The organism is Aeromonas sp. BIGb0405 (assembly GCF_024807335.1).
GTDB lineage: Bacteria > Pseudomonadota > Gammaproteobacteria > Enterobacterales > Aeromonadaceae > Aeromonas > Aeromonas rivuli.
The window spans coordinates 473,822-499,508 of record NZ_JANUEP010000003.1; the positions used below are offsets into that span (position 1 = coordinate 473,822).

A 25,687-nucleotide genomic window follows, 5' to 3' on the forward strand; every position below is an offset into this window, starting at 1 on the left:
GGAGTATGGAAATGGATTACGGCACTTTTCGCGGACTCTACACCCTGCTGCTGATGCTGATGATGTTTGGCATCATCGGCTGGGCTTACAGCAAGCGCCGCAAAGCCTCCTTTGACGAGGCCGCCAACCTGGTTTTTGCCGACGACGAGCAACCCAGTGCTGATAACAAGAACGCAGGAGCGAAGCAATAATGAGCACTCTGTTAAGCATTTTTGTGACCTTGGTGTCACTGGGTACCATAGTGGGCTGCTTCTTGCTGCTCATGTGGTGTCGCAATGACAAGATGGGTGTCGAAGAGGGCCAGTCCATGGGCCACGCCTTCGACGGCATCGAAGAGCTGAACAACCCACTGCCCAAATGGTGGACCTACATGTTCCTCTTCATGATAGTGATTGGGCTGCTCTACCTGCTCGCCTTCCCGGGGCTGGGTAACTGGAAGGGGCTGCTGGGCTGGCAGAGCTCCCACCAGGACATACGCTCCCTGGCCGAGGGCAAGGCCGCCGCCGAGGCTGCCAAGAGCAATGGCAGTGCGGTCGAGTATGACCGTGAGCTGGCCAAGGCGGATGCCGTCTACGGCGCCAAGTTCAAGGAGTTGGCCTATCAGGCCGATGGCAAGACCTATAAAGCCATCGAGGAGATAGCCGCCGATCCTGAGGCTCGCAAGGTTGGTCAACGCCTCTTCTTGCAAAACTGCGCCCAGTGCCATGGCTCGGATGCCCGCGGCGGTCGCGGCTTCCCGAACCTGACCGATGCCGAATGGCAGTGGGGCGGCAAGCCGTCCGACATCAAGACCACCATCATGAATGGCCGTCAGGGCATCATGGCGGCCTGGGGAGATATCCTGGGCAAGGATGGCGTCAAAGAGGTGGCCTCCTATGTGCTGAACCTGTCCGGTCGCAAGGTCGACATGGTGGAAGCCAAGAAAGGGGAGACACGCTTCGCGGTGTGCGCCGCCTGCCACGGCCCGGATGCCAAGGGCGGCACCGCCTTTGGTGCCCCGGATCTCACCAATACCACCTGGCTCTATGGCGGTTCCCGTCAGGTCGTCGAGGAGACCATCACCCATGGTCGTCACGGCGTGATGCCAGCCTGGAAAGATATCCTGGGTGAAGACAAGGTGCAGCTGCTCGCCTCCTATGTGTACGGTTTGTCCCACACTGGCGAAAGCGCGCAATAACAGCAGTAACATGTGATAAACACGTGATTACTCAGCAAAAAGCCTCGACTCTTCGAGGCTTTTTGTTATCTTGTTTTGTCTAAAAATCCTCAGTTTCGTTAATCATAGGTTTCGGTAGCACTATGACTCAACCTTGGTATCGCCAATTCTGGCCCTGGTTCATCATCGCCCTTCCCGCCACTGTCGTCGTCGCCGGTATTGCCACCGCCATCATTGCCAGCAAGGATGGGGTCAATCTGGTGGCGGAGGACTATTACAAGCAAGGGAAAGAGATCAATCAGGATCTCAGCAAGTTTGACCGTGCCGAGGCGCTCAACGTCCACATCGCGTTGAACCTTCAGGAGAGCGAACTGACCCTCAAGCCGGTGAGCGGCGATCTGGTCCCCAATCAGGCCCTGCGCCTTTCTCTGTTCCACCCGACTCTGGCGGGGCGTGACAGCGACTATCTGCTCACCAGCGATGCCAGCGGCGTCTATCGCTTGCACCTCGACCAACCCCTCACCGGCAAGTGGCATATCCGGGTCGATGCCTTCGACCATGAGTGGCGCTTGCAAGAGACGGTACATTTCCCCCTGGCAGCGCCGGTCGAACTCGATCCCAAGGGACGCTAGTCATGACGGGCTGTTTCCACTGTGGCGAGCCGGTACCTGCCAACAGCCAGTATGCCTTCGAGATAAAAGGCATTCTCCGTCCCATGTGTTGCCCTGGCTGCCAGGCCGTGGCCCAGACCATCATGGAGTGCGGCCTCGCCAGTTATTACGAACACCGCACCGCCCCCGGCGCCAAGGGGGAGCTGATCCCCGCCGAACTGGCCGCCCTCAGCCACTATGACTTGGCCGAGGTGCAGCAGGAGTTTGTCACCGACTCCGGGACGCTGCGGGAGATCCAGCTCAGTGTCGAAGGGCTCAGCTGCGCCGCCTGTGCCTGGCTCATCGAACGCCATCTCAACACACTCAATGGCTTGAGCTACATCGTGGTCAACAGCACCACCCACAGGGCCCGCATCAAGTGGGATCCCTTGCAGCTCTCCCTGAGCGACATCCTCAAGGGGTTCGCCCGGATAGGCTATCGCGCCTACCCCTTCCAGACCCATCAACAAGAAGCCCTCTATGCCCGCGAGGTGAAGAGCTACCTCTATCGCATGGGATTGGCAGGTCTGGGATCCATGCAGGTGATGATGTGCGCCGTGGCCCTCTATATGGACCTCTTCATCAGTGTCGAAGAGGAGTTCATGATCTACTTCAAGTGGATAAGCCTGCTGCTCTCCACCCCTATCATGATCTATTCGGCCCAGCCATTTTACCTGGGCGCCTGGCGCAGCCTGCGCCAAGGACAGCTCTCCATGGATGTGTCGGTATCCCTGGCGCTGATCGGTGCCTTCGTCGCCTCCATCTGGGCCACCGTCTTCAACACCGGTGAGGTCTATTACGACTCCATCACCATGTTCGTCTTCTTCCTGCTGCTCGGCCGATTTCTCGAGTTGCGGGCCAGGCGCAAGGCCTCGGAGTCGAGCTCCAACCTGGCACGTTTGGTACCCATCATGGCAACCCTGGTCGATGAGCAGGGCGACCATGAGGTGGCCGCCAAGACCCTCAAGGTAGGGGACAGCGTGCGGGTGCTGGCCGGTGCCACCCTCCCCGGCGATGGCATCATCGTCGAGGGAGAGGCCAACGTGAACGAGGCCATGCTGACCGGAGAGCAGTTACCCCTGTGCAAGCGCCGTGGCGACACCGTCTATGCGGGCACCATCAATACCGACGCCCCGCTGCTGGTGCGGGTCAATCAGCCCATCGCCCAGTCTCGTATCGCCCAGATCATGCGCCTGCAGGATGAGGCACTCATCGACAAACCGGCCATCGCCGAGCTGGCCGATACCCTCTCCCGCCACTTCATCCTGGTGTTGCTGATCATTGCCGCGCTGGTCTGGACTTACTGGCACCTCCATCAACCGGATCAGGCCTTCTGGATAGCCCTGGCGGTCCTGGTCGCCACCTGCCCCTGCGCCTTGTCGCTGGCCACACCGACCGCGCTCACCTCGGCCACGGCCCACCTCACCCGCACCGGCATATTGCTGCGCCGCGGCCATGTGCTCGATATCCTGACCCGGGCCAACCGGGTGGTGATGGACAAGACAGGCACCCTCACCACCGGGGAAGTGCGCCTCGCCGCCATCCAGCTGCTTGGCAATCAGGATGAGGCTCACTGCCTGGCCATCGCCCGGGCGTTGGAGTCCCAATCCGAACACCCCATCGCCCGCGCCTTTCGCGCCCCGGGAGAGGTACTGCTCGCCACTCGCGACATCCAGCCGGTGATCGGCCACGGCGTCGCCGGTCTCATTGCCGGGCAACCCTATCGACTCGGCAGCGCCCGCTGGCTTGGTATTTCACCGGATGAAGAGGTGCCAGGCCTGAGCGTCTATCTTGCCGATGACAAGGGCCCCCTTGCCCGCTTCTTGTTGGAAGACAGCCTGCGCCCGGATGCCCTGGCCCTGATCCAGGCCTTCAAGGCCGCCGGGCTCAAGACCACCATACTCACCGGCGATGGTTCCGCTCAGGCCGACGAGGTGGCTCGTACCCTGGGGGTGGACGAGCTGGTGAAGGGCGTGACCCCGGATGGCAAGCTGGCTTATCTCAAGGCGTGCGAAGCGAGGGGTGACATCAGTATCATGGTGGGGGACGGCATCAACGACGCCCCCGTGCTGGCCGGGGCGCACGCCTCTTTTGCCATGGCGGGGGGCACGGATCTGGCGAAAAACAGTGCCGATGCCATCCTGTTGGCCGATGATCTCACCCGCCTGCTGGAGGCCCGCACCCTGGCGCTGCGAACCCGCAGGATCATCAAGGAGAACTTCGCCTGGTCCATCGGTTACAACCTGCTGGTATTGCCCCTGGCGGCCAGCGGCTGGCTGCCCCCCTATCTGGCGGCGGCGGGGATGTCACTCAGCTCCCTCATTGTGGTCACCAACTCCATGCGTCTGAACCGGTAAGAGATATGGTCCCATGCAGAAGCCGCGGATCAGGCAGGATCTTGGCTGACAACTCGTTTACCATGACCCCGGCCACTCCCATCGCAAGGCTTGCCCCATGAACATCATCTTCATTCTGATCCCCATCGCCATCCTGTTCGTGGTCATCGCCGTGTTCGTCTTCTTCTGGGCCATACGCTCGGAGCAGTTCGAGGATCTCGATCGCCAGGGCTCCAACATCCTGTTTGATGAAGATGACGCCACGTCAACCACAACCAACAAGCGCCCATCCGATGACAGCCAACCTTGATCTGCTGGGGGCTCTGCTGGTCGGGCTCGCGGGGGCAGGCCACTGCATCGGCATGTGCGGCGGTGTATCGGCTGCCCTCTCCATGGCCATTCCGCCAGCGCAGCAGCATTTCACAGGCCGGCTCAGCTATCTGCTCTATTACAATCTGGGTCGCATCCTCAGCTATGTGATGGCTGGCGCCCTGGTGGGCGGTCTGCTTGCCACCACGGGGGAGTTGGGGGCGGGCAAACAGGCTCTGCTCTATCTGCGCTTGTTCGCCGGGGGGCTCATGATAGCCCTGGGGCTTTATTTGGCTGGCTGGTGGCAGGGAATATTGCTGCTCGAGCGGCTCGGCGCCCGGCTCTGGCCCAGGCTCAGGCCACTGGCAGGCAAGTTCCTCCCCTTCCGCCATCCACACCAGGCGCTGCCTTTTGGCATGGTGTGGGGTTGGCTGCCCTGCGGCCTGGTCTATTCCATGCTGACCTGGAGTGCGGCGGCAGGCTCCGCCACCAAGGGCGCCCTCATCATGCTCTGTTTCGGCATAGGCACACTGCCCACCCTGTTTGCCCTGGGCGGTCTGGCGGACAGGTTGCGATATTGGCTCACCCTGCGCAGTCTGCGTCTCACCGGCGCTTTGCTGTTGATTGCCTATGGTCTGCACACCCTCTGGGTCGGCTTGGCATCCCTTTGAAACCCTATCCAAAATGGATGGGTTGGTGGTAGACTTGATTGATATAAATCAATTATTCAAATGAGCCTATGATCCCGGACAAGAAACCTGGCAGACGTATTCAGAGCGGTGGCTGTGCAATTCATTGCCAGGATTGCAGCATCAGCCAGCTCTGCATTCCCTTCAGCCTCAATGACAGCGAACTGGATCAGCTCGACAGCATCATTGAGCGCAAGAAGCCTATTCAGAAAGGTGAAGAGCTGTTCAAGGCTGGCGACGAGCTGAAATCCCTCTACGCCATCCGCTCCGGGACCATCAAGTCTTACACCATCACAGAGCAAGGGGACGAGCAGATCACCGCCTTCCACCTCGCGGGTGATCTGGTCGGGTTTGATGCCATCAACAAGCACATCCATCCCTCCTTCGCCCAGGCGCTGGAAACGGCCATGGTGTGCGAGATCCCCTTCGATGTCCTCGACGATCTTTCCGGCAAGATGCCCAAGCTGCGCCAGCAGATCATGCGGTTGATGAGCAACGAGATCATGGGGGATCAGGAGATGATACTGCTGCTCTCCAAGAAGAATGCCGAGGAGCGCCTCGCGGCCTTCCTGAGCAACCTCTCCCAGCGCTTCTCCGAGCGTGGTTTCTCCGCCAAGGAGTTTCGTCTCTCCATGACCCGGGGCGACATCGGCAATTATCTGGGGTTGACCGTCGAGACCATCAGCCGGCTGCTGGGTCGCTTCCAGAAGTCAGAGCTCATTGCGGTCAAAGGCAAATACATTACCGTGCTCAATCACAATGCCCTCGCCACCATGGCCGGCACCCCTCGCCAGCCCTGCGCCTGATCACAGACTCTTCTCTTGCGCCGGATCAAGTTGACCCCAATAATTTGATCCGGCCCACGTCATTACTGCTTCTCCTACGCTAAGCTATAAAAGCTAAAGGCCTGTCATCATTGGTCTTTTGTCCAAGGAGGAGCCCATGGTCAAGTACCGAAAAATCCTGGTAGTTATCAACCCGGAACAAGAGCGCCAAATTGCACTCGAGCGCGCAGTCAAAGTAGCCGAGCTGGAAACAGACGCACAGCTGACCCTGTTATTGACCATCTACGACTTCTCGTATGAGATGACCGCCATGCTCTCGAGCGAGGAGCGTGACGAGATGCGCGCCGGCGTCATCAGTCAACGTCAGGAGTGGCTGGACGAGATCCTCACCCCCTATCGTGCCAGGGGCATGCAGTGTGAGGTCAAGGTCATCTGGCACAGCCGTCCCTTCGAGTCCGTCATTCAGGAAGTGCTCAACGGCAAACATGATCTGGTGGTCAAGGCGACCCATCACCACAACTTCCTGCAGACCTTCATCTTCACCCCCACCGACTGGCATCTGCTGCGCAAGTGTCCCTGCCCGGTATTGTTGGTAAAAGAGGGTCATTGGCAGCGGGGCGGCAATATCATCGCCGCCATCAACTGTTCGAGTGATGACAAGGAGCAGCAGGATCTCAATGATCGCATCACGGAGGAGGGGATGGGGGTCGCCGACCTGCTCGGCGCCAGCCTCTATCTGGTCAATACCTTCCCTGGCACCCCTGTCAATGTCGCCATCGAGCTGCCCGAGTTCGATCCCCACGCCTACAACGAGGCGATCCGCCGGCATCATGAGTCCCTGCTGCTCGCCCATGCCGACAAATATCAGATAAACCACCTCTGGACCAAGGTCGCCGAAGGCTTGCCCGAAGAGGTGCTGCCGGATCTGGCCGAGGAGCTCAAAGCGAGTCTGATGATCATGGGCAGCGTTGGCCGTACCGGCCTCTCGGCCGCCTTGCTCGGCAACACGGCCGAGCAGGTGATAGATCGCTTGCCCTGCGACATCCTGATCCTCAAGCCGACCGACTACCAATGCCCGGTCGAGACGAAGTCGAGCCAACCGTAACGCATCCTTGCCCTCCCCCGGGACATGGCTATAATAAGCCGCTTATTTTTGTCCCGGGTTTGAGGTCATGGTGCAAGAGCTGAACACCAAAGATAAATACAGTTTCAACAAGCTGCAGAAGCGCCTCAGGCGCAACGTAGGTCAGGCCATCGCCGACTTCAACATGATTGAAGAGGGTGACAAGGTGATGGTCTGCCTCTCTGGCGGCAAGGACAGCTACGGTATGCTCGACATACTGCTGAGCCTGCAAGCCAGTGCCCCCATCCATTTCGACCTCATCGCCGTCAACCTGGATCAGAAGCAGCCAGGCTTCCCCGAGCACATACTGCCCGCCTATCTGGCTGAGCTGGGTGTTCCCTTCGAAGTGGTCGAGGAAGATACCTACGCCATCGTCAAAGAGAAGGTGCCCGAAGGCAAGACCACCTGCGCCCTCTGCTCACGACTGCGTCGCGGCATCCTCTATCGCCGCGCCCTGGAGCTGGGTTGCACCAAGATAGCCCTCGGCCATCACAGAGACGACATTCTCGAGACGCTGTTCCTCAACATGTTCTACGGTGGCAAGCTCAAGTCCATGCCGCCCAAGCTGGTGAGTGACGATGGCAAGAACGTGGTCATCCGCCCCCTCGCCTACTGCAAAGAGAAGGATCTGGCGCGCTACGCCGAGATCAAGGAGTTCCCCATCATTCCTTGCAACCTCTGTGGCTCCCAGGAGAACCTGCAGCGCAAGGCGATCAAGCAGATGATGCAGGATTGGGATCGCCGCTTCCCGGGCCGTATCGAAACCATGTTCACCGCCATTCAGGATGTGGTGCCGAGTCACCTGCTCGATCACAAGCTGTTCGATTTCAAGAGCATCAACCGCGACTCCGGCATCATAGATGGCGGCGACAAGGCATTCGATCCCCCCGAGCTGCCGACGGCTCCCCTGCTCAACATCGACGAGATGGACAGGCTGGATGTGATTGAAGTGCGCTAAGCGCGGCCCTTGGCACTGACGCTGTTTCAGAGCAGCATCAGCCTGTGAAAAAGGAGCGCCGAGGCGCTCCTTTTTTTACTCTCACAACTCACCGGGCCATGGTCAGCCCTTGTGCAACCAGGGGGTGAGCCGGATCAGTTCACCATTGGGTTGCAAGGTGCCCCCTTCGAACGCAGACAGCTGGGCATTGCCCAGCAACAGAGAGCCCTCTTTCCAGGGCAGAGCCAGCTGCTCACTCCCCTTGTCCAGATAGGCGGTGCCGCTCACAGGTGCAAGGGATACCCGCACGCCGACCACCTCGGGCAGAAAGTGTTTGCCGACCATGCCCGCCATCTTGTCGAGCAGGGCCTGCATATCCCGCTGGGCGGCCGCGATCTCGCTCAGGGCAACCCGCCCTTCACTGTCAGGCTTGAGACTGGCCATCACCTGTACCGACAGATCGCAGCGCTCATGGGGTGCGTCCATCTCGAGCAGCACCTTGCCCTTGTCGAGATAGACCTGCTCATCAAACGGCAGGGTCAGGCCACCGTCGGCTGCGACCTCCGCGGGCCTGTCCCTGTTGTCGCTGTGGATGCGTACCGACTGCGCCAGACAGGGTTGCCCCGTCTCCGAGTCCCGCAAATAGAAACCGAGTCTGGCCAGGCCGAAGTCAGCCTTGCGCTCCGTCTTCATATGGCCATAGAAGGTGCCGTAATCGAGCACCAGGGATTGCGCCAACAGCGGCGCTGGCAGCAAGGCTCCCCCCATCATCAGGCACGTTAAAAGCCGTTTCATGTCAAATCCTTATGCATTGAAATGATCCGCCGCCGTGGGCGTCTCGCTCACTTCCACCGCGACGCCGCACAGCTCCCGGTAGAGGATGCCTTTGCAGTTGAAATAGAGGGGGGCTACCCAGATAAGCCCCAATCCCATGGGGATCATGGCCAGCAGGCAGAGTCCCAGCATGATGCCGTGGAGCAATAACAGCGAGGGCCAACCGCGCGCAAACACCTTGAGCGACACCAGGATCGCCTGAGCCGGACTCAGACCCCGCTCCAGCACCAGCGGCACGGTAAACAGCAATCCCATGCCAACCAATGCGGAGGGGATAAGGGCCAGCATCATGGGCAGTCCCAACAGATCGAACAGGGGGCCAAACAGACTGGTCAACAGGCTGCCGAGCAGGCTGAGCAAGGCTAGACGCAGAAAATGACGGAAGAAATCGAACACCTGGCTGGCGCGGGCCCGCACCCCGATCGCCTGCTGCAGCCCCAGCATATCGAGGGCTGAGCTCATGGGTGCCATCACCACTGTGATCAGCAAGCTGATAAACATGGCGCTATCGAGGCCCTCCTTCTCACTCTCGAGCAAGGGGGCGAGCAGCACATTGCTGAGCAGGATCCAGATTGCCATGACGCCCATGATGGCCAGCAACATCCCCAATCCATTGCTGCGGGTCTGTTGCCAACTCTCTTGCAGTATTGCCCTTACATCGAGCCGATACCCTTTGCTCATGGACTCCTCGAGAGAGCCGCCGATCCGCATTCTATTACTCAATTGACTATCCAACATAGAAAACCACTGATCCAAGGTGGCACATTATAGCGATTTGACCGGGCATGCGTAGCCGTTTTTCCTGTTATCTGCCGTTCATAAAGCCATTGATTTCACAGGCCAACGGCCGAGCGGATCACCATTTTGACCGTTCGATGATCAGCCAGATCAATGGTGTTCGTCAGCGCCGACTTGGTCCCTGCCCGGCATGGGGGTAGCATGCCCAAGACCCATTTGATGGTCGGCGCCCCCCAGCCTTGTGCGCCCAGCCCCCTAACCCAAGGAGAACAGCAATGTCTGAACTGACTCTCTATCTCGCCCCCGGCACCTGTGCCATGGCGGTACGTATCGCCCTGGTGGAAGCCGGTGCCCCACACCAGATCAAGCTGCTTGATCTCGCTGCCGGTGAGCAGCGCAGCCCAGAGTATCTGGCCATCAACCCCAAGGGGCGGGTGCCGGCTCTGGTCACCGAGCATGGCGTCTTGACCGAAACCCCGGCCCTGCTGCTCTATGTGGCGCAGCGCTTCCCAACCGCGAAGCTGGCACCACTGGAGGACTTTTTCCTGCTGGCCAGGATGCAGGAGGTCAACCTCTTCCTCGCCGCCACCCTGCACATCTCCCATGCCCACGGGCGCCGTGGCAGCCGCTGGGCCGATGACGAGCATGCCATCGCCGCCATGAAGGCCAAGATGCCGCAAAACATGCGCGATGGTTTCGCCGAGATAGAAAACCACTATCTGGTCGGTCCCTGGGTGCTGGGGGAGCAATTCAGCCTGGCCGATATCTATCTGTTCGTGGTGGCCAGCTGGCTCAAGAGCGATGGCGTGGCCATCGATGAATATCCCAAGGTGGCGGCGCACAGTCGCCGGATGCTGGCCCGCTCTGCCGTGCAGCAGGCACTTGCCATCTGATCCCCAGCGCGGGAGCCTGCGTGCGGGCACCCGCTTTTTCACCTCTAATCCCCCACCATTGAGATCGTTTTCACACTTTCGTTACTGATCACTGGATCCAGCAACGATTAACGCCTACCTTCCACCCACCACGCAACCGGTTGCGTAACCGGTTGCCTACTTCAACACAGAGACGCAGGCTCTCGCCTGATGAGGTGCTGTATGAAACGAGGCAAGCTGCTCAATGCCCCCCTGAGCGCCCTGGTGGCCCGGATGGGGCATACCGACGAGATAGTGGTGTGCGACGCCGGACTCCCCATTCCCCCGGGCCCGGAACGTATCGACCTGGCGCTGATCCCCGGCACCCCGAGTCTGGAAACCGTGCTCGGCGCCCTGCTCACCGATCTGGTGGTGGAGCGAGTCCTGCTCGCCAGCGAACTCAAATTGGTCAGCCCCCTCGCCCATCAGGCGCTGCTCGATCAGCTGGAGGCCCATGCGCGGGATCAGGGCAAGCCCATCACCATCGACTACCTCTCTCACGAGGCGTTCAAAATCCGTAGCCAGGCCAGCAAGGCGATAGTGCGCACCGGCGAGGTCACTCCCTACGCCAACCTGATCCTCTGCGCCGGCGTCGCCTTTTGACTGCCCAAGGAGCCAAGATGAGCACAACCCCTATCCCCATCCTCGAGCTTGGCGGCATCGTCAAGACCTTCCCCGGAGTACGGGCCCTCGATGAGGCGGGGCTCAAGGTCTATCCCGGTGAGGTGATGGCCCTGCTCGGCGAGAATGGGGCGGGTAAATCCACCCTGATGAAGGTGCTGACCGGCATCTATCAGGCCGACAGCGGCACCCTCAGTTATCGCGGTCAGCCGGTACGTTTCAAGGGGCCCCGCGACTCCCAGGATCAGGGGATCAGCATCATCCATCAGGAGCTGAACCTGCTGCCGGAACTCTCCATCGCCGCCAACATCTTCCTCGGCCGCGAGCCCCGCACCCGCTTTGGCAATATCGACCATGGCCAGTTGCGTGCTCGCGCCGGCGCCCTGCTGCAGCGGCTCGGGGTCAAGCACAGGCCGGACACCCGGCTCGGCAACCTCTCCATCGGCGAGCAGCAGATGGTGGAGATAGCCAAGGCCCTGTCGTTCGATGCCAGCGTCATCATCATGGACGAGCCCACCGATGCCCTGACCGACACAGAGACGGCGCAGCTGTTCACCGTGATCCGCGAGCTGCGCGCCCAGGGCTGCGGCATCGTCTACATCTCCCATCGTCTCAAAGAAGTCTTCGAAATCTGTGACAGGGTCACGGTACTGCGCGATGGCAAGTGGATTGGCGAGCAGCCGGTGAGCGAACTCGACGAAGACAGGATCATCGAGATGATGGTCGGCCGTCGCCTGGAAGAGCAGTACCCGCGTCTTAGCCGCGATCTTGGCCCCGTCAGCCTGATGGTCGAGGGCGTGGCGGGCCCCGGGGTGCGCGAGGTGAGCTTTACCCTGCATCAGGGTGAGATCCTCGGCTTCAGCGGCCTCATGGGATCGGGGCGCACCGAGCTGATGAAGCTCATCTATGGCGCCAACCCTCTGAGCGCCGGCCAGGTCGAGGTCGACGGCCAGCCCCTCAGGCCCCGCAGCCCGGCCGATGGTCTGGCCGCTGGCATTGCCTATATCTCGGAGGATCGCAAGGGTGATGGCCTGGTGCTGGAGTTGTCGGTACGGGAGAACATGAGCCTGTGCGCCCTTGGGGAATTCAACAAGGGCGGCCGCATCGACGGCAAGGCCGAGCGTCAGGCGGTAGAGGACTATGTGCGTCTGTTCAACATCAAGACCCCGAGCACCGAACAGCTCATCAAGCTGCTCTCCGGTGGCAACCAGCAGAAGGTGGCCATCGCCAAGGGGCTGCTCACCCGTCCCAAGGTGCTGATCCTCGATGAGCCGACCCGCGGCGTCGACGTCGGTGCCAAGAAAGAGATCTACCAGCTCATCAACCGCTTCAAACAGGAGGGGATGAGCATCATCCTGGTCTCCTCCGAGATGCCGGAAGTGCTCGGCATGAGCGATCGCATCCTGGTGATGCACGAGGGGCGCATCAGCGCCGAATTTGATACCAAAGACGCCAATCAGGAGAAGCTGATGGCGGCGGCGGTCGGAAAACAGTGGCAAGTAGCACAAGAGGCGATTTCATGACAACCCAGACCCTGACCCGCACCGGCTTCCTGAGCAAGCAGTGGTGGATAGAGAACAAATCCCTGCTGGCACTGCTGGTGCTCATCGGCGTGGTCTCCTTCTTGAGCCCCAACTTCTTCACCGCCGACAACTTGCTCAACATACTGCGCCAGACCTCGGTCAACGCCATCATGGCGGTCGGCATGACGCTCGTTATATTGACTGCCGGCATCGATCTGTCGGTCGGCTCAGTCCTGGCTCTGTGCGGCGCCCTGGCCGCGACCATGGTCGCCATGGAGCTGCCCATCGCCCTGGTCATCCCCCTCACCCTGGGGGCCGGTGCCCTGCTCGGCGGCGTCAGCGGTCTCATCATCGCCAAGGGCAAGGTGCAAGCCTTCATCGCCACCCTGGTCACCATGACCGCCCTGCGTGGCGTGACCATGGTCTATACCGAGGGGCGGCCCATCTCCACCGGTTTTAGCGAAGGGTCCGATCACTTCGCCTGGCTCGGCACCGGCTATCTGCTCGGTCTGCCGGTGCCGATCTGGCTGATGGCCATCGTCTTCCTGCTCGCCTGGTACCTGCTCAACCACACCCGCCTGGGGCGCTACATCTATGCCCTGGGCGGCAACGAGTCGGCCACTCGCCTCTCCGGCATCAATGTGGACAGAGTCAAGCTGGCGGTCTATGCCATCTGCGGCGCCCTCTCCGCCCTGGCAGGCCTCATCGTCACCTCCCGCCTGTCGTCGGCACAACCCACCGCGGGCATGGGGTATGAACTCGACGCCATCGCCGCCGTGGTACTGGGGGGCACCAGCCTGATGGGGGGCAAGGGGCGCATCATGGGCACCCTGATAGGCGCGCTCATCATCGGTTTCCTCAACAACGCCCTCAACTTGCTCGACGTCTCCTCCTATTACCAGATGATCGCCAAGGCCAGCGTGATACTGCTCGCCGTGATGATCGACAACAAAAGCAAATAACGACAACCACACGCACCCATAACAAAAAGCACAAGGAATGAAACGATGAAAAAGCTCAATACCCTGCTCGCCGCCGCCATCATGTCCGTGCTGGGCACCGCCCAGGCAGCCGATCACTCGTTGGCCATGGTGGTCTCCACCCTCAACAACCCCTTCTTCGTCACCATGAAGGAAGGCGCCGAGGCCAAGGCCAAGGAGCTCGGTTATGAGCTGGTGGTGCTCGACTCCCAGAACGATCCGGCCAAGGAGCTCGCCAACGTGGAAGATCTGACGGTGCGCAAGGTGAGCGCCATTCTGATCAACCCCACAGATTCGGACGCGGTCGGCAACGCCATCCGCCTGGCCAACAAGGCCAATATCCCGGTGCTGACCCTGGACCGCGGCGCGGCCCAGGGTGAGGTCAAGGCCCACATCGCCTCCGACAACGTGGCCGGTGGCAAGCTGGCGGGCGACTTCATCGCCGAGCAGCTGGGCAAGGGTGCCAAGGTGATCCAGCTCGAAGGGATCGCCGGTACCTCGGCGGCCCGGGATCGCGGCGAGGGCTTCGCCCTGGCGGTGAAGGGTCATCAGCTGGATGTGCTGGCCTCCCAGCCTGCCGACTTTGACCGTACCAAGGGTCTGAACGTGATGGAGAACCTTCTGGCGGCTCACCCGACCGTCCAGGCCGTGTTCGCCCAGAACGACGAGATGGCGCTGGGTGCCATTCGCGCCGTACAGGCCGCCGGCAAGCAGGTGATGATCGTCGGTTTTGATGGCACCGATGATGGCAAGGCCGCGGTCGCCCGTGGCAAACTGGCCGCCACCATCGCCCAGCAGCCGGCGCTGATCGGTGCCATTGGCGTCGAGACCGCCGACAAGGTACTCAAGGGCCAACCGGTAGAAAAATCCATACCCGTTCCCCTGCAAGTGGTCAGCAAGTAACAGTGGCTGGGGGAGGCTAGCCTCCCCCTCTCAGTCGAACACAATCAGCGGTGTCTCTCGCCTTGGGCAGTCCCAAGTCAAGATGCATCAAGGGAAGCAACATTATGAATCGTCTCGTTGTTCTGGGCAGTGTCAATGCCGATCACGTGCTGCGGGTGCCGCACTTTCCCCGCCCGGGTGAGACCCTGGCCGGTCACAGTTACCGAGTGGTACCCGGCGGCAAGGGCGCCAACCAGGCGGTCGCCGCCGCCCGCCTCGGCGCCGAGGTCTCCTTCATCGCCCGCATAGGGGCAGACGCCATAGGCCGCGAGATGCGCGCAGGCTTTGCCGAGGATGGTATCGACGTCGGTGCGGTGGAAGAAGATGCCACCCTGCCCACCGGCATCGCCATCATCTATGTGAGTGATGAGGGGGAGAACAGCATAGGCCTCTCCGCCGAGGCCAATGGCGCCCTCTGCCCGGCCATGGTACAGCGCCATGGTCGCCTCATCGCCGAGGCGCACACCCTGCTGTTGCAGCTGGAGGTGCCGCTGGAGAGCGTCTTCGAGGCCGCCCGTCTGGCCCGCGCCGGTGGCACCCGGGTGGTGCTCAATCCGGCGCCTGCCCAGCCCTTGCCTGCCGAGCTGCTGGCGCTGGTGGATCTCATCACCCCCAACCAAACCGAGGCCGAGCTGCTGACCGGGGTGGCCGTTACCGATGAAGGGAGCGCCGCCAGGGCCGCCGGGCGCTTTCACGCCATGGGCATCAGCCGGGTGATGATCACCCTGGGGGCCCAGGGCGTCTATTGCAGCGATCCGGTTTTCAGCGGCTTGATCTCGGGCTTTCGGGTCGACGCCGTCGACACCACGGCGGCCGGGGATACCTTCAATGGCGCCCTGTTGGCCGCCGAACTGGCGGGGTTGGACTTTCCAGCGGCGGTTCGTTTCGCCCATGGCGCCGCGGCGCTGTCGGTGACCCGGCTCGGCGCCCAGAGCGCCATTCCCCACAAGGAGGAGGTGACCGCCTTCCTCGACGGGCAGCAAGGCTGATGGCCAACATCAAGCAAGTCGCGGCCCAGGCCGGGGTCTCCACCACCACGGTGTCCCACGTCATCAATGAGACTCGCGTCGTCGCCGATGCGACCCGCGAGCGGGTCTTCGCCGCCATGGAGAGCCTCAACTATGCCCCCAGCCTGGTGGCCCGCAGCCTCAAGGTGAAAGAGACCAACAGCATCGGCATGCTGGTCACTACCTCCAGCAACCCCTTCTTCGCGGAAGTGGTGCGCGGGGTGGAGCGCTACTGCTTCGAGCAGGGTTACAACCTGATGCTGGGCAACACCGAGGGCCAGACCGAGACCGCGCTCTCCTACCTCAAGATGATGCTGCGCAAACGGGTGGATGGGCTGCTGATCATGTGCAGCGAGGGGCAGCAGGAGGTGTTCAACCAGCTCGACTGGCTGGATAACCTGCCGGTGGTGGTCATGGACTGGGGGCTGGACAGCGACAGGGTCGATCTCATCGCCGACAACTCTCATCTGGGCGGCTACCTGGCAACCCGCCACTTGATAGGGCTGGGTCACAGGGACATTGGCTGCATCATGGGCCCGGCCGGACGCGCCCCTGCGACCCAGCGCCTGGCCGGTTTCGAGCAGGCGATGGAAGAGGCCCAGCTGGCCGTGCGCCCGGCGTGGCTGCAAGCCGGTGAGTTCGATTGTGCCAGCGGTTTCAATGCCATGCAGACCCTGCTGGCTCAACCTGAACGGCCGAGCGCTCTGTTTGTGTTCAACGACATGATGGCCATGGGGGCCATCAGCGCCATCCATCAGGCCGGGCTCAGGGTGCCGGAAGATATCTCCCTCATCGGCTATGACAATGTCGAGCTGGCCCAATACCTGTCACCGCCGCTCACCACCATCAATCAGCCCAAGGAGGCGCTGGGCCGTCTTGCCGTGACCCGGCTGTTGGCTCGCATCAATGGTCAGCAGATAGAGAATCGCTTGATCACCCTGGAGCCAAATCTGGTGATCCGTCAATCCTGCCGCCGCCTCTAAGGCCCATGCAGCCAAACAACAGAAAGGGAGCCCAGGGCTCCCTTTCTGTTGCTCCGTCATATCTGTATTCCCGACATAGCAAGCCGCTTGCTGCCCCGGCTGGGCGGGACAGCTCTCACCGCCGGGCAGACCTGAGGGTCTTGAGGCCAATGGCTTGCACCAAGGGCTGAAAGGCCGCAGCCTCCTCTTCGCCCTCACGGCACGGAGTCCAGTAGGCCAGCGGCCAGCCCCCTCTTGCCAGGGCCAGGGTGGCGCTGCCAATCTCCTCCAAAGCCAGCACCAGGCCTGCCTTGAGCACCTGCTGCTTGAGCTCGGCATCGTCTCTGGCCAGATAAGGCAAGCCTGCGATGAAGCAAGCCGGCGTCAAGGTCACCAGAGGGCTGCGCAGCAGTCGAAGGAGCTGCGTCTTGCTCAGCCCCAGCAGCAAGGGCTGCGACGTCATGGTATGCGCCTGGACCAGTACCCGGGAGAGCACCTCCTCGAGCAGGCCGGACTCCTCCAGCCAGTTGAGGCTGCATGCCTCTCCCTGACCCCAGTTGAGGCTGAGCCGCATCGCTACCGGTTGAGGATGATGGGCCTCCATCATGGGTTCCAACACCAGGGTCAACGGCATGCCCAGCCCCCGCTCCAGCCAGATCTGCAAACCTCTCACCCGGTTGTGGCGCAGTTGCAACTGGCCGAGCATGGCATGGCTGAATTGCACCAGATCCCCCTGCTGGCCCCCCTTGGCCTGATTGAGGGCCAGGATGCAGTGATCGATCAGCCTGTCTCTGTCTTCCCCCCGCTGTGCCAGCGCCAGGCCGAGGCGACAGGCGAGCTGGAAGCTGCTCTCCCTGGTGCGAAACTCGAACGCAAGCAAGGCGATCAGCTCCTCTGCCCGGGCGAGGCAACTCCCATCATCGGGACACTGGTCGAGCACACAGGCAAATTCGTCACCGCCGAGGCGAAAGGCATCACCATGGGGCCAGGCATCCAGCTTGTCGGCAACGACCTGCAACAGGCGATCACCGACCTGATAACCCAGCTGATCATTGACGAGTTTGAAGCGTTTGAGATCCAGAATGACCAGTGCCACCAACGGGGCACGGCTCAGGCTGACATCGAGCCGCTCGTGCATGGCAAGCCGATTGCCAAGCTGAGTGAGGGGATCGGTGCGAGCCTGACGACGATTGAGCACATTGGCCCGCACCAGCGCAGCCACCAGCAGCACACCGGCGACCAGCAAGGTGAGTTGCCAGACCTGCAGCAACAGCATATTGCGACGGATCTGGGTGATGGAGGCCTCCCTCGCCTCCCCGGTCAGCACCACCCGGCTGATCTGCTCGAGCCGTTTGGTGCAAGCGATCAGATGCTTTTGCATGTGATCGAGCTCGGGCCCCTCCACCAGCTTGCCTGCATCCATTTGTGACTCGATCAGCTTGAGATCAGCCAGCAGGTCATTGGCGATACCAGCCAGACCAAGCTGGCTACGCACGACCCGGGTCTCATCGCTCACCAGGAAGACATCGATCCGGTTCCAGAACAGATCGTACTCGAGGGAGAGGGTCGCCATGTCCCCCACCCCGGCGCGGTAGAGCTTCAACTCATAGAGGAAGCGCTGTGAATCGAGCAGCAGCTGATGAATGTTCCAGTGGGAGCCGCGATAGAAGTAGTCGACCAGCCGTTCATGCTTTTTCTGCAGCATCAGCCCCCAGATGGAGGAGCCGATAAACAGCAGACAGACCCCTATCAACAGCGGGTTTTGCAGCGAGCGCCGTGTCAATCCAATATCTCTAACCGGACAATCTGCCACACCATCGAGGCCTGCACATTGGGATCTTCACTCAATTTGGGGTGATCGGAGAAGGGTACCAGCAGCCAGAGCGGCCCTTTGTTGCGGCGGGTCAACATCTTGCCATTCTCGCTCATGGCCAGGATCAGCGGGTAGTCGGCATAGTCCGAGAGCCTGACCTCATGGCTGTAATTGTTCAGGGCCACCACATTGATCCGGTCGGCATTGGGGCTGATCTGCCTGATCAGGTCGCGCAGCAAGGGGCCGCGATAACTATGCTTGCCCTTGGTCCAGGGGGTTTCCGTTTCGAAGGCAACCTGAGGCAGGGATCCCAGTTCGTGGAGCCCATACTCTTTGCTGACACCACCAGGGGCGGTCAACGTCAGAATGGGGCTCTCCGCGGCCTGCGCCCATGGCGTCATCACACCGCTCAACAGTAAGGCGGCGACCAGCCACCTGGTGAATATGTGTCTTTGCATCCAGCATCCCTCTATTGTGACATCCATCAAGACTGTCTCATTCGAGTGTGCTGACATATCATCGGGAGTGCAACTTTATTGGCTTTGCTGAATGAAAATAGTGAGATAAATCAGTGGCAGACGACTCCCGCGTCAGAGGCGATCCCTCATCTCCATCCAATCATCCCCGGGGACGGGCTTGGGTTTGTGTACCCCACAACGTTGCAGCAGTTCATCGACATAGGCTGGTACCAAGAGGGAAGCGGGGCCATAGCGTTTCTCATCGAATTGGCTCTCCAATTCGCTCGGCTCCAGGTTGAGTTCTATGGTGTGGGCACCATTGAGGCCTGCCTCATGGACAAAACCCGCCGCCGGATAGACGGCCCCCGAGGTGCCGATGGAGATGAAGAGGTCGCATTGTGCCAGGGCGCCATAGATGCGATCCAGACCCAGAGGCATCTCGCCAAACCAGACCACATGGGGGCGCAGCGGCTGGGGAAACTGACAGCAGGAGCAGAGTTCCTCCTGATGCAAGTCACCACGCCACTCGATGACTTGTCCCGAGACGGGGCAACGCGCCCTGAGCAGCTCGCCATGCATATGGATAAGCCGCTGGCTACCCGCCCGCTCATGCAGATTGTCGATGTTCTGGGTGATCAGGGTGATCTGTTCGGGATAGAGACGCTCCAGCCGCGCCAGTGCGTAATGGGCCGGATTGGGATGGATCTGCTCTTGCTGCAACTGTTGGCGGCGGGCGTTGTAGAAGCCCTGCACCAGGACGGGATCCCGATGGTAGCCCTCAGGGGTGGCCACGTCTTCCACCTTGTGCTCCTCCCAGAGGCCATCACTGGCACGAAAGGTCTTGATACCCGACTCGGCCGAGATACCGGCCCCGGTCAGTATCACTATGTGTTTGGGCGCTTGCATGCACAACTCCTTGACGCAGCCGATGGAGAGACCTTAACACAGGCGTCCTGAGGGGGCCTATTCGCCCTTGGTCTTAGAACCGCGCGGTGGGGGCAGTCCATCGACCAGCACCCGGCAACCCCAGCCAGGGATCCAGCACACTGAGATCGAGCCGCACGAAGATGAGTTCACGCCCCGTCACCAAGGTGAGCGGCAGCCCCAGACTCTTGAGCAGCGCCAGCATGGGTCTGTTCTGGGCCAGCACCTCGGCGGTCCACTCGCGAATGCCCTCCCCCCGCGCCAATATGGCCAGGGCCAGCAACAGGCGACGACCCGCACCCTTGTGCTGAAAATGATCGGCGACGATACAGGCAAACTCGGCTCTGTCCGGATGCAGGCGACGACGGATTGACTGAGCCTGAGCCAGGGGGGCGCCCCGGCTGTCGCTGAGCAACAAGGAGATCTGTCTATCCCTCGGATACTGGAGGAAGAAGGCCACCTGCTCGGCGGTGGGATGCTGCTTGGCGCGCATGAAGCGCAGGTAGACGCTGTACTGACTCAGCTCCTCGAACGCTTGCACGATGCGTGTCTCATCGGCGGGCCCCAACTCAGTAAGGTGGCACACCGTTCCCCCTAGGGTCATTGCCAGCGGCAGATCGGCACGGGTCAGCGCCGGCTGCCAACCGGCGAGTCCGCGCGCAAGCCGGGCCTCGTCCTGGGGCCAGCAGAGATAACGGGTCACCTACCAGTATCCCGCCGCACCCCGGGTGCGCCAACTCTCCTCATCCAGCAACTTGACGCTGTCGTCCAGATAGATGTCGATGCCTATCTCACGAACCCGCGCCATGAAGCGGCCAAGCAGGGAGTCTGGCGCCGCCCGCTCCCACTCCTGCAAGAGAGGCTGGCCGAGCAGCAACTGCTGAAACGGCAAGCGCTCGAGCAGATCGAATGGCAAGTGCTCGCCATTATCGAGCAACAGTGCCAGCTTGACCCCCGCCAGACTGGCTTGCAGCACCAGGGCAAAGGCGGCCTGATCCCCGAGCAGGGCATCCCGGCGCTGGATCACCAGGGTGAGCGCCTGAGGCGTGCGATCCAGGCTGTCAAGCCAGGCTTTGAGTGCTTGCCAGTCAGTTGCGCAGCCGGTGAAAGGCAACCAGTGCGCTCCCTGCAGGGGGGGATTGGATTTGAGAGAGAGTGTGCCTATCCCTTGCCCCTGCCAGTTGCGCACCGTGCGGCGCAGCCCCTTGAGACGCCGCAGCCGCTGGTTGCCAAGATAGAGCCCCTTGAGCTGGCGCAGCAGCTCTTCGCCCTGGAGCGGCTTGGCGAGGGCGGCCAGCACATTGAAACCGGCGTCATGGAGCAGACGACGGCTGCCATCGATCAGGGTCTGCTCATGGGCGGAGAGCAAGATGATCGGCAAGCTCTGATATTGACGGTTGGCAAGCAACAGACTGATGGCATCCTGCTCCGCCAGACTCAAGTCACAGAGCAAGAGCCGGGTCTTGCCCTCGGCCAGGAGCGCCAGGCAGCTGGCGCCATCTTGCACCCAGCGGCACGGCAGACCCAGCTGCTGGATCTGTTGCTGCAACTGGGCACCTTGAAAAGGGTGGTCTTCGAGCAGCAGCAACTCGAAATCTGCCAGCCAGGCGAGCCACTGCTGCTGACGCAGCGCGAGGGCCGCCTGCCAATCCTGGCTGAGACGGCAAACCCCCTCGTGATCCTGCGTCATGGCGGCAAAGTACTCCGTGCCAGCATGCTCGCCTGGGTCATACAAGGCGATGGCACCGGTGGCAAACAACCCCGTCCATTGCCAGCTGGCATCGGGTCGGGCACGCCACAGGGAGACATAGTCGGGTAACCCCGCAGCCTTGGCCGCCTCATAAGCGTTATTATCCAGGGCATACAGGGTCAGGGTATGAAAACCGGACTCCTGTTCTGTCGGGGATTCCAACAGAGCCATCAGCTCTTCATCTGTGATGATCATCAGTTTGTCTCTCGGTCAGCTGGTGCGCCGTCTCATCCAGGGCCTGGCGCAGCAACAGGATCAGGGGTAGCTCGGGCTCCCTGTGCCAGCGAGCCATCGCCTGCAGCAGAGGCTGGGCCGCGACCATTTTCGCAGCCCCCCTGATCTTGTGTAAATACGCATCTCTCTCAGTGGCTTGTTGGCCGGCAAGGGCCTCGGCCAACTTGTCGATGTCTGCGGTGGTGGTGGTCAGGTAGAGAGCGATCAACTCATCGCTCAGGAGTGGCATGGCCAACCGACCCTCAGGGATAGGGCTCTGCCTGTCCGGCGCAGACCCGGTCCGGGATCCCGGCTCATCCCCAGGGGACGGCAATGCCCGCGGGATCCGGTGCAGCAGCGCGGCCAGGGTCTCCAGACGCAGGGGTTTTTCGAGGCGACCAGTGCAACCGCAAGCCGTCAGGCGCAGCACCGCCTGCTCACTCACATCGGCGGTGACGATATAGATGGGCAGTGCCTTGTGCTCGGCAGTAGCCCTGAGTTGCTGGCAGAGCTCGGCGCCATCCATCAACGGCATCTGCAGATCGGTCAACACCAGATCCACGGGGTGTTCCCGCAGCATGTCGAGGGCCTGCAGCCCATGGTTCGCACACCACACCTGGGCGCCGAGCTGACGGAGCTGCATGCTGATCAGCGCTCTGTTCATGTCGTGATCCTCGACCAGCAACACCCGCAGTCCCACCCCAGCCTGGGTCAGATTGACGCTCATGGCCTCGCTGACATCCTCTTGCAACAGGCTCACCAGGGTGCCGGGTATCCAACTCTTGCCCTGCCAGCGCCAGGTCAGCAAACCATGCTCATCGAGCTGCGTGCCAAGGCAGGGGATCCCCTCCTCCGGTGCGACCGGCGTCAACCCATAACGGGCCAACCAGGGATCCACCCCCTCGCGCTCACTATCCGGCAAACTGATGGCCAGCCGCGTGACGGTGCTCTCCCTGGCTGCCTCCGTATCCGATACGAGCAGAGGCACTTTGCCGGTAAAGCGGCTGCCGCCACCCAGACCCGGGGTCATGGCAATGGTGCCGCCCATCTGTTCGAGCAGTTGGCGACAAATGGCCAGGCCGAGTCCGGTACCCTGCGCCCTGAGTTGACCACTGACCTCCCCCTGCTCGAAGGGCTCGAACAGTCGCGCCAGCAACTCGGCCGCAATGCCGGGTCCCTGATCGTCAACCCCGAGCCTGAGCCAGGATTTGCCCCCATCGAGTTGCAGATCGGCCCACAGGCAGACAGTGCCCCGGGTGCTGAACTTGATGGCATTGGAGAGCAGGTTATGCAGCAGCTGCTGCACCCTGTGGGGATCAATCTCGACCCGGTTGGGCAAGTCAGCGCTCAATTTCAGCCTCAGCTGCAGGCCCTTGTTACGCGCCTTGGGCCAGTGCACCGCAATGACACGCTCGCACAACAGCGCCAGATCCGTCGGTTGTGGCGCCAGGCTCAACTTGCCGCTCTCATTGCGGCTGAAATCGAGTACATCATTGAGCAGGCCGAGCAGCTCATCACCGGCCTGGCGCACGCTGGTCACGGCCCCCTGCTGCTGATCGGACAGAGGGGTGGTCGCGAGCCACTCCAGCCAGCCGAGAATGGCATTCATGGGGGTGCGTATCTCATGGCTGATGGCCGCAAGGAAACGACCCTTGGCCTGCATCGCCTGCTCCGCCCTGGCATGGGATCGTTGCAGTGCCTGCTCCTGAGCCACCCGCATGGTCACATCCAGCACCACGCCGTAGACCCGCCAGCCATCCTCATCCAGGCGCCGCCCCCGGCCATGGAACTGCAACCAGCGCAGCCCTTCGGCGGGATGTTGATATCGCAGGACATAGGAGAAGGGCTGGCCCGCCTCCAGCATGGCGGGCATATCCACCTGCAGCTGATGCCTGTCTCTGCCGTTCAGGGCGGCCAGGGCATCAAGGGGCTCACGGCGCAGTCGATTGTTCGATACCCCGAGCAGCTCGAAGCTGCCACGACTGACAAATTCCAGCTCGCCGAGGAGACCGTCGCGCAGCAGGAACTGCACCACCATGCCGGGCACCGTATTGGTCAGCGCCCGCAAGCGCCGCTCCGCCTGGCGTGAGAATCGCTCCCGCTCGCGCAGTGAGCTGATATCGGAGAGCGCAATCAGCTCCCCGGCGGGCCCCTGGTGGCCGAGGCGCAGCGGTATCTGGGCGTAGGAGAAGACCCGCTCTCCCAGGGTCAACTCCCCCTCGGTGGCACCCTGCTCGGGGGCCGGCAGGGTCAGCGGGCCTGGATGACGGGCCTCCAGCCGTTTGCCACGTTTATTGCGCTTGATGATGTCGCCGTTGCCATCCCGCAGGAACACGGGGACCGGCAGGGCCTGGAACAGGGACTCACGAAACCGGCTCTCGACGGCCAGAGCCTGTTCCGCCGCCAGACGCTGGGCCACCTCCTTGGAGAGCTGCTGGCGAGAGCGCCAGATCAACATTATCACGGCGGCGCTGATCAACAGCGCCAGCAGCACCGAACCGAACAGCACCCAGTAGCTGACGCCACTCTGCTGGGTGAGGGTGAGCCTGTGCCAGCGCTGGGTCAGCTCCGCCATCTGCTCGCGGTTGAGGGTCATCAACCCCTGATCCAGCACGCTGGCCAGCAACAGATGCTGGCGGTTGACCGCAAAGCTCAGGGCAAAGCTGTCATCGAGTTCACGCACATTGAGTTCGGCCAACTGATTGCTGCGCAGGGGGTATTGCAGCTGGTAGAGCTCGCTCAGCAACCAGTCCGCATTGCCACTGCGCAGTTCGCTCAGGCCCTGATCCACATCATCGACCCGCACCCAGGCGGCATTGCCATAGCCGGAGAGCATGTCCGGATCATAGAGGCTGGTCGGCACCAGCACCCGCTCGCCGCTCAGCTTGCTCAGTCGCTTGATCTGCCTGGACTTGAGGGAAACCAGGGCGAAACGATTCTCGGCGATGGTGCGGGTAAACTCGAACTCCTGACCAAGACGAGGGGATTCGAGCAGGCCGGCCATCATGTCGGCCTCCCCACGCCTGAGTTTGTCCAGCGCCTCTTCCCGGCTGGCAGCGGGCACTGTCTCAAACCGCAAGCCGGTCTGCTGACCCACCCAGCGCAGCACATCGCCACTCCAGCCCCTGAGCTGGCCCTGATCATCGACGCCGCTATAGGGCATCAAGTCCGGGTTGATCACCAGCCGCACCCGGCTCCCCCGTCCTGCCAGCCAGGCCTGCTCCTCATCGGTAAAGTGCACCGGGTTGATGGTCTGCTTGCCATCGGCCAGATAGCGCTCCAGATCCTGATAGAGGGCGCCCGGGGTCAGATAGCGAATACCGGTGTCGACCAGGCGCTTCAGCTCGGGCTTATCCCCCATCTCCAGCCGGTAGCCAATGACCCAATCATCACTGCGCAGTCGCCTCAGCCGCAACCCTTCGGCCGGGTTTTGCCGCATCAGATGGCGCAGTTGCAGATAGTCGCCCAGATAGGCACTCCCCTCGCCGGCCTTGAGTGCCTCAAACCAGCGATCGGGATTGGCGAGGGTCAGCTGAGTGGCTCTGGGGTAGAGCCGGCTCAGACGTTTGCTCTGCTGCCAGACGGGGGATACCAGAAAGATGGCGTTATTGAGTTTGCCACGGTAGAGAATGGCGGACTCGGACTCGAGTATGGTGCGGCTATAGAGGTAACCCGCGCGGGGTGTCGGGGCAGGGCCTATGCTCGGCACCAGATCGCATCGCCCGGATCGCAACCCGTCCCGAACCGCTTCCCAGCTGTCGAGTCGTATTTTGATCAGGGGGATCGGCAGTGTGTTGGCCAGCCTGTCGAGTTGATCCATCAAAAAGCCACCCTTCTTCTCCAGATAGGGGGAACGCACCAGGCTGGGATAGCAGAAGGTGAGCTGGTCAATGGACGAGACATAGTGCTGGGTCGAGGGGGGCAACGGCAGCACCATGGCGTGAGCCGTGCCGGCCAGCAGGCTGGCCAACAGAAAAATCGCGCGGATCATGACATAGCAAAAGCCAGGCAGACGCCTGGCTTTTC

At 61.6% G+C, this 25,687-nt stretch carries 24 protein-coding genes; 16 read left to right on the plus strand and 8 right to left on the minus strand.

The genetic code is table 11. The features are described 5' to 3' along the window. The first annotated feature begins 11 nt into the window (after positions 1 to 11). From M2366_RS10450 to ttcA, 9 genes are all read left to right on the plus strand, one after another. Positions 12 to 191, plus strand: coding sequence for a CcoQ/FixQ family Cbb3-type cytochrome c oxidase assembly chaperone (locus tag M2366_RS10450; RefSeq protein ID WP_042042444.1), 180 nt, complete (start codon positions 12 to 14; stop codon positions 189 to 191). Continuing rightward, positions 191 to 1,177, plus strand: coding sequence for a cytochrome-c oxidase, cbb3-type subunit III (gene ccoP, locus M2366_RS10455; RefSeq protein ID WP_259269654.1), 987 nt, complete (start codon positions 191 to 193; stop codon positions 1,175 to 1,177). Before M2366_RS10450 ends, ccoP begins: the two co-directional genes overlap by 1 nt. 122 nt (positions 1,178 to 1,299) lie before the next feature. Next, positions 1,300 to 1,788: a FixH family protein gene (locus M2366_RS10460; protein ID WP_042042441.1), complete on the plus strand. Its 489-nt coding sequence runs from the start codon at positions 1,300 to 1,302 to the stop codon at positions 1,786 to 1,788. 2 nt (positions 1,789 to 1,790) lie between these two features. Continuing rightward, a complete protein-coding gene (locus M2366_RS10465) occupies positions 1,791 to 4,163 on the plus strand; it encodes a heavy metal translocating P-type ATPase (RefSeq protein WP_259269655.1) in 2,373 nt (790 codons plus the stop codon). 97 nt (positions 4,164 to 4,260) lie between these two features. Beyond that, positions 4,261 to 4,452: a cbb3-type cytochrome oxidase assembly protein CcoS gene (gene ccoS, locus M2366_RS10470; protein ID WP_224432869.1), complete on the plus strand. Its 192-nt coding sequence runs from the start codon at positions 4,261 to 4,263 to the stop codon at positions 4,450 to 4,452. Then, entirely contained in the window at positions 4,436 to 5,122 is a 687-nt protein-coding gene (locus M2366_RS10475) for a sulfite exporter TauE/SafE family protein (protein WP_259269656.1), read from the plus strand. Before ccoS ends, M2366_RS10475 begins: the two co-directional genes overlap by 17 nt. A 68-nt stretch (positions 5,123 to 5,190) precedes the next feature. Then, positions 5,191 to 5,946, plus strand: coding sequence for an FNR family transcription factor (locus tag M2366_RS10480; RefSeq protein WP_042042437.1), 756 nt, complete (start codon positions 5,191 to 5,193; stop codon positions 5,944 to 5,946). Positions 5,947 to 6,082: 136 nt separating this feature from the next. Continuing rightward, entirely contained in the window at positions 6,083 to 7,030 is a 948-nt protein-coding gene (gene uspE / locus M2366_RS10485) for a universal stress protein UspE (protein WP_042042436.1), read from the plus strand. A 67-nt stretch (positions 7,031 to 7,097) separates the two neighbouring features. Continuing rightward, positions 7,098 to 8,006 carry a tRNA 2-thiocytidine(32) synthetase TtcA gene (gene ttcA, locus M2366_RS10490; RefSeq protein WP_042042435.1) on the plus strand — a complete coding sequence of 303 codons (909 nt, stop codon included), beginning with the start codon at positions 7,098 to 7,100 and terminating at the stop codon, positions 8,004 to 8,006. A gap of 102 nt (positions 8,007 to 8,108) precedes the next feature. Here ttcA and M2366_RS10495 read toward each other — a convergent pair whose 3' ends face one another. Together M2366_RS10495 and M2366_RS10500 are read right to left on the minus strand one after the other, a co-directional pair. After that, entirely contained in the window at positions 8,109 to 8,780 is a 672-nt protein-coding gene (locus tag M2366_RS10495; protein WP_259269657.1) for a DUF2987 domain-containing protein, read from the minus strand. A gap of 9 nt (positions 8,781 to 8,789) precedes the next feature. Then, positions 8,790 to 9,530, minus strand: coding sequence for a hypothetical protein (locus tag M2366_RS10500; RefSeq protein ID WP_259269743.1), 741 nt, complete (start codon positions 9,528 to 9,530; stop codon positions 8,790 to 8,792). Between the two features lie 302 nt (positions 9,531 to 9,832). On the opposite strand from M2366_RS10500, the gene M2366_RS10505 reads away from it, so the two are divergent. The 7 genes from M2366_RS10505 (at position 9,833) to M2366_RS10535 (ending at position 16,524) form a co-directional block, all read left to right on the plus strand. Then, positions 9,833 to 10,450 carry a glutathione S-transferase family protein gene (locus M2366_RS10505; protein WP_259269658.1) on the plus strand — a complete coding sequence of 206 codons (618 nt, stop codon included), beginning with the start codon at positions 9,833 to 9,835 and terminating at the stop codon, positions 10,448 to 10,450. Positions 10,451 to 10,651: 201 nt separating this feature from the next. Next, complete coding sequence (gene rbsD / locus M2366_RS10510; RefSeq protein ID WP_259269659.1) at positions 10,652 to 11,071, plus strand: D-ribose pyranase; 420 nt, start codon at positions 10,652 to 10,654, stop codon at positions 11,069 to 11,071. Positions 11,072 to 11,088: 17 nt separating this feature from the next. Beyond that, entirely contained in the window at positions 11,089 to 12,612 is a 1,524-nt protein-coding gene (gene rbsA / locus M2366_RS10515; protein ID WP_259269660.1) for a ribose ABC transporter ATP-binding protein RbsA, read from the plus strand. Then, positions 12,609 to 13,574: a ribose ABC transporter permease gene (gene rbsC / locus M2366_RS10520; protein WP_259269661.1), complete on the plus strand. Its 966-nt coding sequence runs from the start codon at positions 12,609 to 12,611 to the stop codon at positions 13,572 to 13,574. The genes rbsA and rbsC overlap by 4 nt, the downstream gene beginning before the upstream one ends. Before the next feature lie 45 nt (positions 13,575 to 13,619). Beyond that, entirely contained in the window at positions 13,620 to 14,495 is an 876-nt protein-coding gene (rbsB, locus tag M2366_RS10525; protein ID WP_259269662.1) for a ribose ABC transporter substrate-binding protein RbsB, read from the plus strand. 104 nt (positions 14,496 to 14,599) lie between these two features. Next, a complete protein-coding gene (gene rbsK, locus M2366_RS10530; RefSeq protein ID WP_259269663.1) occupies positions 14,600 to 15,523 on the plus strand; it encodes a ribokinase in 924 nt (307 codons plus the stop codon). Next, positions 15,523 to 16,524 (plus strand): substrate-binding domain-containing protein, encoded by a 1,002-nt coding sequence (locus M2366_RS10535; RefSeq protein WP_042042424.1) that lies wholly within the window; start codon positions 15,523 to 15,525, stop codon positions 16,522 to 16,524. The genes rbsK and M2366_RS10535 overlap by 1 nt, the downstream gene beginning before the upstream one ends. Before the next feature lie 115 nt (positions 16,525 to 16,639). On the opposite strand, the gene M2366_RS10540 is transcribed toward M2366_RS10535, so the two are convergent. The 6 genes from M2366_RS10540 to M2366_RS10565 all read right to left on the minus strand — a co-directional run bounded on the left by M2366_RS10540 (position 16,640) and on the right by M2366_RS10565 (position 25,652). Then, positions 16,640 to 18,286 (minus strand): GGDEF domain-containing protein, encoded by a 1,647-nt coding sequence (locus tag M2366_RS10540; protein WP_259269664.1) that lies wholly within the window; start codon positions 18,284 to 18,286, stop codon positions 16,640 to 16,642. Continuing rightward, a complete protein-coding gene (locus M2366_RS10545; RefSeq protein WP_259269665.1) occupies positions 18,283 to 18,774 on the minus strand; it encodes a molybdopterin-dependent oxidoreductase in 492 nt (163 codons plus the stop codon). The genes M2366_RS10540 and M2366_RS10545 overlap by 4 nt, the downstream gene beginning before the upstream one ends. A 132-nt stretch (positions 18,775 to 18,906) precedes the next feature. Next, the gene (gene cobB, locus M2366_RS10550) at positions 18,907 to 19,680 is read right to left on the minus strand and encodes a Sir2 family NAD+-dependent deacetylase (protein WP_259269666.1); all 774 of its coding nucleotides are present in this window, start codon (positions 19,678 to 19,680) and stop codon (positions 18,907 to 18,909) included. A 73-nt stretch (positions 19,681 to 19,753) separates the two neighbouring features. Beyond that, on the minus strand, positions 19,754 to 20,401 hold the full coding sequence (locus tag M2366_RS10555) for a GNAT family N-acetyltransferase (protein WP_042042421.1): 648 nt from the start codon (positions 20,399 to 20,401) through the stop codon (positions 19,754 to 19,756). Beyond that, on the minus strand, positions 20,402 to 21,643 hold the full coding sequence (locus M2366_RS10560; protein ID WP_259269667.1) for a response regulator: 1,242 nt from the start codon (positions 21,641 to 21,643) through the stop codon (positions 20,402 to 20,404). Then, entirely contained in the window at positions 21,627 to 25,652 is a 4,026-nt protein-coding gene (locus M2366_RS10565; protein ID WP_259269668.1) for an ATP-binding protein, read from the minus strand. The genes M2366_RS10560 and M2366_RS10565 overlap by 17 nt, the downstream gene beginning before the upstream one ends. Positions 25,653 to 25,687 lie beyond the last annotated feature (35 nt).

Bases quoted from the DNA above. Each gene is read 5' to 3' on its own strand.
- M2366_RS10450 (WP_042042444.1), top strand. From the start codon at position 12: ATGGATTACGGCACTTTTCGCGGACTCTACACCCTGCTGCTGATGCTG.
- ccoP (WP_259269654.1), top strand. From the start codon at position 191: ATGAGCACTCTGTTAAGCATTTTTGTGACCTTGGTGTCACTGGGTACC.
- M2366_RS10460 (WP_042042441.1), top strand. From the start codon at position 1,300: ATGACTCAACCTTGGTATCGCCAATTCTGGCCCTGGTTCATCATCGCC.
- M2366_RS10465 (WP_259269655.1), top strand. From the start codon at position 1,791: ATGACGGGCTGTTTCCACTGTGGCGAGCCGGTACCTGCCAACAGCCAG.
- ccoS (WP_224432869.1), top strand. From the start codon at position 4,261: ATGAACATCATCTTCATTCTGATCCCCATCGCCATCCTGTTCGTGGTC.
- M2366_RS10475 (WP_259269656.1), top strand. From the start codon at position 4,436: ATGACAGCCAACCTTGATCTGCTGGGGGCTCTGCTGGTCGGGCTCGCG.
- M2366_RS10480 (WP_042042437.1), top strand. From the start codon at position 5,191: ATGATCCCGGACAAGAAACCTGGCAGACGTATTCAGAGCGGTGGCTGT.
- uspE (WP_042042436.1), top strand. From the start codon at position 6,083: ATGGTCAAGTACCGAAAAATCCTGGTAGTTATCAACCCGGAACAAGAG.
- ttcA (WP_042042435.1), top strand. From the start codon at position 7,098: ATGGTGCAAGAGCTGAACACCAAAGATAAATACAGTTTCAACAAGCTG.
- M2366_RS10495 (WP_259269657.1), bottom strand. From the start codon at position 8,780: ATGAAACGGCTTTTAACGTGCCTGATGATGGGGGGAGCCTTGCTGCCA.
- M2366_RS10500 (WP_259269743.1), bottom strand. From the start codon at position 9,530: ATGCGGATCGGCGGCTCTCTCGAGGAGTCCATGAGCAAAGGGTATCGG.
- M2366_RS10505 (WP_259269658.1), top strand. From the start codon at position 9,833: ATGTCTGAACTGACTCTCTATCTCGCCCCCGGCACCTGTGCCATGGCG.
- rbsD (WP_259269659.1), top strand. From the start codon at position 10,652: ATGAAACGAGGCAAGCTGCTCAATGCCCCCCTGAGCGCCCTGGTGGCC.
- rbsA (WP_259269660.1), top strand. From the start codon at position 11,089: ATGAGCACAACCCCTATCCCCATCCTCGAGCTTGGCGGCATCGTCAAG.
- rbsC (WP_259269661.1), top strand. From the start codon at position 12,609: ATGACAACCCAGACCCTGACCCGCACCGGCTTCCTGAGCAAGCAGTGG.
- rbsB (WP_259269662.1), top strand. From the start codon at position 13,620: ATGAAAAAGCTCAATACCCTGCTCGCCGCCGCCATCATGTCCGTGCTG.
- rbsK (WP_259269663.1), top strand. From the start codon at position 14,600: ATGAATCGTCTCGTTGTTCTGGGCAGTGTCAATGCCGATCACGTGCTG.
- M2366_RS10535 (WP_042042424.1), top strand. From the start codon at position 15,523: ATGGCCAACATCAAGCAAGTCGCGGCCCAGGCCGGGGTCTCCACCACC.
- M2366_RS10545 (WP_259269665.1), bottom strand. From the start codon at position 18,774: ATGCAAAGACACATATTCACCAGGTGGCTGGTCGCCGCCTTACTGTTG.
- cobB (WP_259269666.1), bottom strand. From the start codon at position 19,680: ATGCAAGCGCCCAAACACATAGTGATACTGACCGGGGCCGGTATCTCG.
- M2366_RS10560 (WP_259269667.1), bottom strand. From the start codon at position 21,643: ATGATCATCACAGATGAAGAGCTGATGGCTCTGTTGGAATCCCCGACA.
- M2366_RS10565 (WP_259269668.1), bottom strand. From the start codon at position 25,652: ATGATCCGCGCGATTTTTCTGTTGGCCAGCCTGCTGGCCGGCACGGCT.